Source organism: Pseudomonas sp. PAMC 25886, assembly GCF_000242655.1.
In the GTDB taxonomy this organism is placed as follows: Bacteria; Pseudomonadota; Gammaproteobacteria; order Pseudomonadales; family Pseudomonadaceae; genus Aquipseudomonas.
The window spans coordinates 101,713-108,895 of record NZ_AHHC01000033.1 but is presented as its reverse complement, the minus strand read 5'-3'; the positions used below and the strand labels follow the sequence as shown (position 1 = coordinate 108,895).

Sequence of the window (7,183 nt, the reverse complement as noted above, 5' to 3'; positions counted from 1 at the left end):
CCTTGCCGCCACACCCGAGTGTGGCGGCGCGCAATTTTGCCGAACTGGCGATGGAAGTGGCGAGCAGCCGGGGTTAGTCAGGACAGGTCGTGCAGGGATTTGCGATTGGGCGCACTGACCTGCAGTTCGGAAAACTCCACCTCCAGCCCGCCACGCTCCGGTGTGCAGCAGTAAGGCCCGACCTGATAGGACGCGGCCACGGGGAAGGGCGCCAGACGCACCAACGGCCAGCTCACGCCGTCTACCGACACCTGTACGCGCAGTACGCCCTTGGCCACCGTGACGCGAATCCAGAACGCTTCGGGGTCCCCGGGGAACACACCGGTGGCCCAGTCCGACACGCTATTGGTCAACACACTGCTCAGCAGCGTCACGCCGTCGGACAGCTCTGCGCCGATCTTCACCCAATGCGCTTCATCGACCCGCACCATCAGGCCGGCCTGGTCATACAGGTGGGTAAATTCGCTGTGGATTTTGACCTGGGCGGTAAAATCGCCGTCGGTTTCGACAAACAGGAAATGCCCGTTGTCGCGCACAAAACCATAATGGGTTTCGCGCCAGAAATCGGTGCTGGCATCGGTGCGGACCTTGAGGCGTTCGCCTTCTCGGCTCCAGTGCCGGGGTTGATTGAGCCAGTTGGCCTGTTCAAACATCGGGAAGCTCCTTGAGGATGACAAGACAAAACCCCGGCGTTCGGGGTTTTGTTGTTTGGCTGCAATCAGCGACTAGTGATCGAGCAATTTGCTGCTCGGCCCGGCGGTGCCATTGTTAAGGCGCGTGCGCAGCGAGAACCACCACCACAGCACACCGACGCCGAGTGTAACCCCGGTGGTGACGGCGCCGGTGTGGCTTTCTTCCGGCACGCTCAGGGTCAGGATCACCGCGATGGCCCACAGGCCGCCGAGGATGATCATGGGCAACAACCAGCGGCCCAGGCTGAATACACCGTCGGGCGCCCCGGGCATCCTGCCGTTTTTATAGGCCAGGTACGCGGCAATCAACGTCAGCAGGTAGGTGCAGTAGTAGGTCAGGCCGACCATCGAGTAGATCGCGGTGACAAACCCGCCGCTCGCCAGGTTCAGCAGTACGGCGATGGCGGTGATCAGCACAATGGCAGCGACCGGCGTACCGAAGTGCGGGTTGATCTTCGCCAGTACTTTGGAACCCGGCAGCATGTTGTCCCGGGACAGGGCGAAGGTCATGCGCGTGGCCACGGCCATATTGGCGATCAGGCAGGCGAGGATCGAGGCAAACGCGATCACGATCATGCCCATGCCGGCGGCGTTGCCCAGTTGCAGGCGCACGATGTTGATTACCGGGTTTTCGCTGTGGCTGAGCAACTCACTGACCGAACCCGGGATCGCAATGCTCAGCAAGGCGAATACCACGAAGCCCAATACGCTGGACACCAGTACCGCGCGAATCATCGCCCGGGGCGCGGCGCGGCGTGGGTCTTTGGTTTCCTCCGACAGGTCGGCGGCGCCTTCCCAACCCAGCAGCACCGAGACCGGCAGCAGGGTGGCGAGGGCGAGGGTGGTAAAGCTGATGCCGGCGCCGCTCACCGGTTGCGCGGAGGTCAGGATCGCCACGCCCTGGGTGTGCTCGAAGAAGAAAAACACCCCGAAGAACAACGCAATCGCCAGCAGCACGGTGCCGATGATTTCGATGATTGCGCCGATGTCGTTGATGCGTGTGGCCAGGCGTATCCCGCAGATGTTCAGCAGGCCCACCACCAGGGTGGCACCGATGCTCAGGCCCTGGATCTGGCCCTGTGTCGGGTTGGCCCAGATCTCCGGTGCGAACACCGTGCCGATGGCCGCCGAGGTGGCTGCAGTACCCGCCACAAACGAGGTGAACGCGACCCAGCCGGTAAACCAGCCGAAGTGATTGCCCGCCAGCCGGCTGGACCATTGGTAGGCGTAGCCGGTAAGCGGAATGCGCCCGGCCAGGTGGCAGTAGACCATGACGATGCAGCACACCAGCGGGATCACCAGCAGCCACAGGAGAATGCCGATACCGCCGACCCGGTTGAACGGGTCGGCGAACAGCGTGACCACCCCGGTGTTGATCGAGACCATGGAAAAGGCCAGGGCAAACGAAGTAAACGAACTCATGGTGCGGTGCATCTTTTGCTCGTAGCCGAGGCTCGCAAGGTCGGCGTCGTCGCTGGACAACGGTGCCTGGGCATTCGGCGGGGCGGTCACGGTGTTTTCGACGAATGTGCTCATGGCCGTTGCTCCTCGATGATGCCGATCACCTCGTCCAGCACGTCGAGGGCCTTGGCCAGCAACGGGCGTTCGATATCCAGCGGCGGCTTGACCTTGATCAGGTTGCCCAGCCCTGCGTAACGGCTTTCGCCAAACAATACGCCGCGCTCCACTCCAAGGCGATACACCTCCTGGGATTCCCGGCAGGCAGGCTCCTTGGTGGTGCGGTCCTTGACCAGTTCAATGGAAGCCATCAGCCCCGGGCAGCGCACGTCGCCAATCAACGGGTGGCGGGTTTGCATGTCCTTGAGGCGGGCGGTGATGTAGTCGCCGGAGTCCCGCGCTTTTTCGCAGAGGTTGTCGGCGACGATGGCTTCCACCGTGGCGTAGCCGGCGGCCAGCGAGACCGGGAAGTGGCCGAAGGTCAGGGCTTCTTCGCCTTCGTCGAACCATTTGAGCTTGTCATCGGCCAGGATCCCGGCCAGGGGGAAGCCACCGCCGACGCCTTTGCCGAATACGATGATGTCGGGCAGCACGTCGTAATAGTCCGCAGCAAACATCGTGCCCATGCGGCCGAAGCCGGTTTGGACCTCGTCAAAAATCAGCAGTACACCCAGGCGGTCGCAGATCTCGCGCACGCCCTTGTAGTAGGAGCGCGGGAATTCGATGTGCCCGCCATTGCCCTGGATCGGTTCCATCATCACCGCCGCCACGCCACCGTCGACGCCCTTGAGGATGGTTTCTTCCAGCAGGCCGAGGCACAGCTGCGACTCGGTTTCCGGGTCCATGCCCAGGCGGGTGCGGTAGGGGTTGGGATGGGGCACACGGGTGAAGCGCGGTTGAATCGGCAAAAACGGGTTGTTCGGATGGGGCCAGCTGGCGCCGAGGGTGGCGAGGGAGCGGCCGTGGTAGCCGTCTTGCAGCACCAGCAGGTTTTGCGCGCCGGGGCGGTTCTTGAAGGCCAGTTTCATTGCCATTTCACCGGCGAGGCTGCCATGCAGGGCGAAACCCATCTGGTTGAGGGCGCCGGGGGAGACTTCCCGTAGCTTCTTCACCAGCCGGGTGTGGGCGGGCGAACCGAAGTTGGGGCGGATGTGGGTCATTTCGCGCAATTGCGCGACGGCGGCTTCCACCACCCGAGGGTCATTCGCCCCCAAGTTGTTGGACCAGGCCTGGGCGGTACAGTCGATGTATTCCTTGCCCTGGTCGTCCCATACCAGCGAGCCTCGGGCCTTGACCAGGTTGATCTTGGCGGGTGCGGTGTTCATCACTTCATTCATCTGCTTTATCTCTTTTGTTAGGGCGGCAGTGTTTGGGGATGTGTGCAGTTAGGGTTGTGACTCGCTGCATCGAGTTGCCCCGATGCTAGTCCCGGGGGCGGGAGGAATAGAAAGACCGATTGCAGTGGGATTATTTGGCGTGGCTTATTAATCAGGCGCTCCGTTAATAGAGCTTCTTGAAACAAAATGAAACATTTGTCGCGGGCAAGCCTCTACCGTAGCCCCATGACGAGTGCCTCTATGAAAACGCCGCGTCCCTCTTCGCGAATGCCCCACCTCACGCAACTGCGCAACTTGAAGATGGCGCGCTCCGCCCACGCTTATGTGCGGGGCAGTACGGTTCAGTTTTATGAGTGGCTGCACAGCCAGCACGGCCGGCGCTTGCCCCACGGGCCGGCGATCTGGATCTGTGGCGACTGCCACGCCGGCAACCTCGGGCCCACGGGCGACACCAAGGGCCGGATCGACATGCATATCCGTGACCTTGACCAGGCGGTGATCGGTAACCCGGCCCATGACCTGGTGCGCCTGGCGTTGTCTTTGGCGACTGCTGCGCGGGGGTCGGATTTGCCGGGGGTGACCACCGCTCGCATGCTCGAAGAGATGATGGTGGGGTACGCCCAGGCGTTTAAGGACAAGCCCGACGAAGCACCGCCGCGTCCGTCGCAAGTCAAGGCCGGAATGCGCAGTGCGGTGGAGCGCACATGGAAAAATCTGGCCCGGGAGCGTATTGAAAGCACCCGGCCGACGATTCCGTTGGGCAAGCATTTCTGGTCGTTGTCCCGGGCGGAAAAGTCAGCCCTGGAGACGTTGTGCGCCTCGGATGAAATCCACCGGCTGGTCACCTCCCTTAAAGGCCGGTCCAACGATGACCAGGTTGAGTTGCTGGACTCGGCGTATTGGGTCAAGGGTTGCAGCTCCCTTGGGTTATTGCGGTATGCGGTGTTGTTGGGGGTAGGGGATGGGTCTGATCAGGAGTATTGCCTGATCGATATCAAGGAAGCGGTTGGCGCTGCGGCGCCGCGTGCGGCGCGGGCGAAGATGCCTCGGGATAACGGCCGGCGGGTCGTGGAGGGCGCACGGCATTTATCACCGGCGTTGGGAGAACGGATGCTGGCGACGCGGTTTCTGGACCACGGGTTTTTCATCCGTGAATTGCTGCCCCAGGACATGAAACTGGAACTGGATGAGCTCAGCGAAATAGATGCCATGCACGCGGCCGGGTACCTGGCGCGGGTGGTCGGCGTCGCGCATGCACGGCAGATGGACCGGGATACGCGCAAGGACTGGATGGCGATGTTGCAGGAGAACCGCTCGAAGCGGCTGGATGCGCCTTCGTGGCTGTGGACCAGCGTGGTGCAGTTGGTGGGGAGCCACGAGGAAGGGTATTTGAATCATTGCCGGCGGTATGCGCTGGAGCACTGATCCGGGAAACACCTGAATCACTGTAGGAGCTGGCTTGCCTGCGATGGCATCACCGCGGTGCATCTGACACACCGAGGTGATGCCATCGCGGGCAAGCCCGGCTCCCACATAAGCCAGCTCCTACATGAGCGGTTTCAGGCCAGGTATTTCTTGAACCAACCCAACGTCCGCTCCCACGCCAGATTCGCCGCCGCCTCGTCATACCTCGGCGTCGAATCATTGTGGAACCCATGATTGGCGCCCTTGTAGATAAACGCCTCATACGTCGTACCCGCCGCCTTCAACGCCTTCTCATACGCCGGCCAGCCCTCGTTGATTCGCGTATCCAGTTCACCGTAATGCAGCATGATCGGCGCCTTGATCCGTGGCACGTCCTTGTCTTGCGGCTGGCGGCCGTAAAACGACACCGCCGCGCCCAGTTCCGGATACGCCACCGCTGCCGCATTGGTCACGCCGCCGCCGTAGCAGAACCCGGTGATCCCCACCTTGCCGGTGCTGGCGTCGTGGTGCATCAGCCATTCGATGGCGGCGAAGAAGTCGTTCATCAGTTTCTCGGGGTCGACTTTCTGCTGCAGTTCCACGCCTTTCTCATCGTTGCCGGGATAGCCACCGACAGAGGTCAGGCCGTCTGGCGCCAGGGCAATAAACCCGGCCTTGGCCAGCCGGCGGGCGACGTCTTCGATGTATGGGTTCAGCCCACGGTTCTCGTGCACCACCACCACCGCCGGCACCTTGCCGGTGGCCTTGGCCGGGCGCACCAGATAACCCCGGACGGTACCGTTGCCCTTGGGTGACGGGTAGGTGATGTAGTCGGCGACGATCTCCGGGTCGGTGAATTTCACTTGCTCGGCCAAGGCATAGTTGGGGCTCAGGGCGGCGAGCAGGGCCGACGCCGTCAGCCCGCCAAAGGTGAACAGCGCCGCGCGGTCGAGAAATTCCCGGCGGTTGATCTTGCCGTGGGCGTAGCCGTCGTAAAGCTCCAGCAGTTCAGGGGCGAAGTCTTTGGCGGTCAGGCGAGTCATCGGTGGCGTCCTCGATTAGCGGTGGGACTGAATGTAGACCAGTATCAGGCTTCCCGGCCATGGGCCGCGGCGGCCAACCGCCCGGTGTCGACCCGCACGAACACCGAGTCGCCAATTGCCGTCAGCACGCCATCGGCGTACACCTCGCATACCACGCGGGTCTTGCGGCCGACCTCACCCTCGACTTTCGCGCGCAAGGTCAGCGGCACGCCCATCGGCGTGGGCTTGATAAATTTTATCCCCAGGTTACCGGTGACGCAGTCGATACGCGGCAGGGTCCCCGGTTCACGCTGTTCGGCCTGGTAGTGATAGGCCATGGCGGTCCAGTTCGAATGGCAGTCCACCAGCATCGCGATCAACCCGCCGTAGACCAGGTCTGGCCAGCCGCAGTATTGGGCGTCGGGCTGGTGCTCGGCGATCACGTGGATGCCGTCGGCGTCCCAGCGGCTCTTGATGTGCAGGCCGTGGGGGTTGCTGCTGCCGCAACCGTAACAGACGCCTTCGGGGGCGGTGGTGTCTTGCAGGGAAAGCGCGGGCATCGTGGCTCCTTGTTGTTTGAGTTCCGTCGGGGCACGAGCCTAATGCCAGGCGCGGGAATAAATCCAGCACCTACGCTGTTACTACTGCACAGCGTGTTCATTTCCAGTTGAGAACCCCATGAAACATCGATTGCTAGCCGCCTTCCTTACCCTCGGCACCTTGTCCAGCGCGTATGCCGTGGAATACACCGACGTCAACCCGGCGGCGAGCACCATCAGCTTCACCTATGACCAGATGGGCCAGCAGGTGTACGGCACCTTCGGCACGTATTCGGCCACCCTGCGTTTCGATACGCAAAACCCCGCCGCCGCCAGCACCGTGCTGACCATCCAACTGCCGAGCATCAACGCCGGCAGCGACGACGCCAACACCGAACTGCCCAAGCCCGGCTGGTTCGACATGACCACCTACCCGGTGGGCACCTTTACCTCCACCCACATCACCGACCTGGGCGACAACCGCTACCTGTTCAGCGGCAACCTGACCCTCAAGGGCCAGACCAGGCCGGTGGAGGTCAAGGTGGCCCTGAAGGAGCAAAGCGGCATTGGCGTGTTCGACGGCGAATTCGTGCTCAAGCGCGACGACTTCAAGATCGGCGCGGGCGAGTGGGCCGACAGCGTGGTGTCGAACGAGATCCTCATCAAGTTCAAGATGGTTGCGCCTGAACGCTGAGAGCTGAGACTCTGGCGACTCAGAATAACCCCCGGTA

At 62.4% G+C, this 7,183-nt stretch carries 7 protein-coding genes; 2 read left to right on the top strand and 5 right to left on the bottom strand.

Translation table 11 applies throughout. The features are described from left to right. Positions 1–77 precede the first annotated feature (77 nt). From MUM_RS0110890 to MUM_RS0110880, 3 genes are all read right to left on the bottom strand, one after another. Positions 78–653 carry a DUF1349 domain-containing protein gene (locus MUM_RS0110890; protein ID WP_010169748.1) on the bottom strand — a complete coding sequence of 192 codons (576 nt, stop codon included), beginning with the start codon at positions 651–653 and terminating at the stop codon, positions 78–80. 72 nt (positions 654–725) lie between these two features. Then, positions 726–2,228: an APC family permease gene (locus MUM_RS0110885; protein ID WP_010169747.1), complete on the bottom strand. Its 1,503-nt coding sequence runs from the start codon at positions 2,226–2,228 to the stop codon at positions 726–728. Beyond that, a complete protein-coding gene (locus tag MUM_RS0110880; RefSeq protein ID WP_010169746.1) occupies positions 2,225–3,487 on the bottom strand; it encodes an aspartate aminotransferase family protein in 1,263 nt (420 codons plus the stop codon). Before MUM_RS0110880 ends, MUM_RS0110885 begins: the two co-directional genes overlap by 4 nt. 240 nt (positions 3,488–3,727) lie before the next feature. On the opposite strand from MUM_RS0110880, the gene MUM_RS0110875 reads away from it, so the two are divergent. Further along, positions 3,728–4,912, top strand: coding sequence for a DUF2252 domain-containing protein (locus MUM_RS0110875; RefSeq protein WP_029615846.1), 1,185 nt, complete (start codon positions 3,728–3,730; stop codon positions 4,910–4,912). 134 nt (positions 4,913–5,046) lie between these two features. On the opposite strand, the gene yghX is transcribed toward MUM_RS0110875, so the two are convergent. Then, positions 5,047–5,934 carry a YghX family hydrolase gene (gene yghX, locus MUM_RS0110870; RefSeq protein WP_010169744.1) on the bottom strand — a complete coding sequence of 296 codons (888 nt, stop codon included), beginning with the start codon at positions 5,932–5,934 and terminating at the stop codon, positions 5,047–5,049. Positions 5,935–5,978: 44 nt separating this feature from the next. Then, positions 5,979–6,473 carry a PaaI family thioesterase gene (locus tag MUM_RS0110865; RefSeq protein WP_010169743.1) on the bottom strand — a complete coding sequence of 165 codons (495 nt, stop codon included), beginning with the start codon at positions 6,471–6,473 and terminating at the stop codon, positions 5,979–5,981. 118 nt (positions 6,474–6,591) lie between these two features. On the opposite strand from MUM_RS0110865, the gene MUM_RS0110860 reads away from it, so the two are divergent. Further along, on the top strand, positions 6,592–7,146 hold the full coding sequence (locus tag MUM_RS0110860; RefSeq protein WP_010169742.1) for a YceI family protein: 555 nt from the start codon (positions 6,592–6,594) through the stop codon (positions 7,144–7,146). The last annotated feature ends 37 nt before the right edge of the window (positions 7,147–7,183 follow it).

What these genes read in the sequence shown, in the direction of transcription:
- MUM_RS0110865 (WP_010169743.1), bottom strand. Translation starts at nt 6,473, where the DNA reads ATGCCCGCGCTTTCCCTGCAAGACACCACCGCCCCCGAAGGCGTCTGT.
- yghX (WP_010169744.1), bottom strand. Translation starts at nt 5,934, where the DNA reads ATGACTCGCCTGACCGCCAAAGACTTCGCCCCTGAACTGCTGGAGCTT.
- MUM_RS0110885 (WP_010169747.1), bottom strand. Translation starts at nt 2,228, where the DNA reads ATGAGCACATTCGTCGAAAACACCGTGACCGCCCCGCCGAATGCCCAG.
- MUM_RS0110875 (WP_029615846.1), top strand. Translation starts at nt 3,728, where the DNA reads ATGAAAACGCCGCGTCCCTCTTCGCGAATGCCCCACCTCACGCAACTG.
- MUM_RS0110860 (WP_010169742.1), top strand. Translation starts at nt 6,592, where the DNA reads ATGAAACATCGATTGCTAGCCGCCTTCCTTACCCTCGGCACCTTGTCC.
- MUM_RS0110880 (WP_010169746.1), bottom strand. Translation starts at nt 3,487, where the DNA reads ATGAATGAAGTGATGAACACCGCACCCGCCAAGATCAACCTGGTCAAG.
- MUM_RS0110890 (WP_010169748.1), bottom strand. Translation starts at nt 653, where the DNA reads ATGTTTGAACAGGCCAACTGGCTCAATCAACCCCGGCACTGGAGCCGA.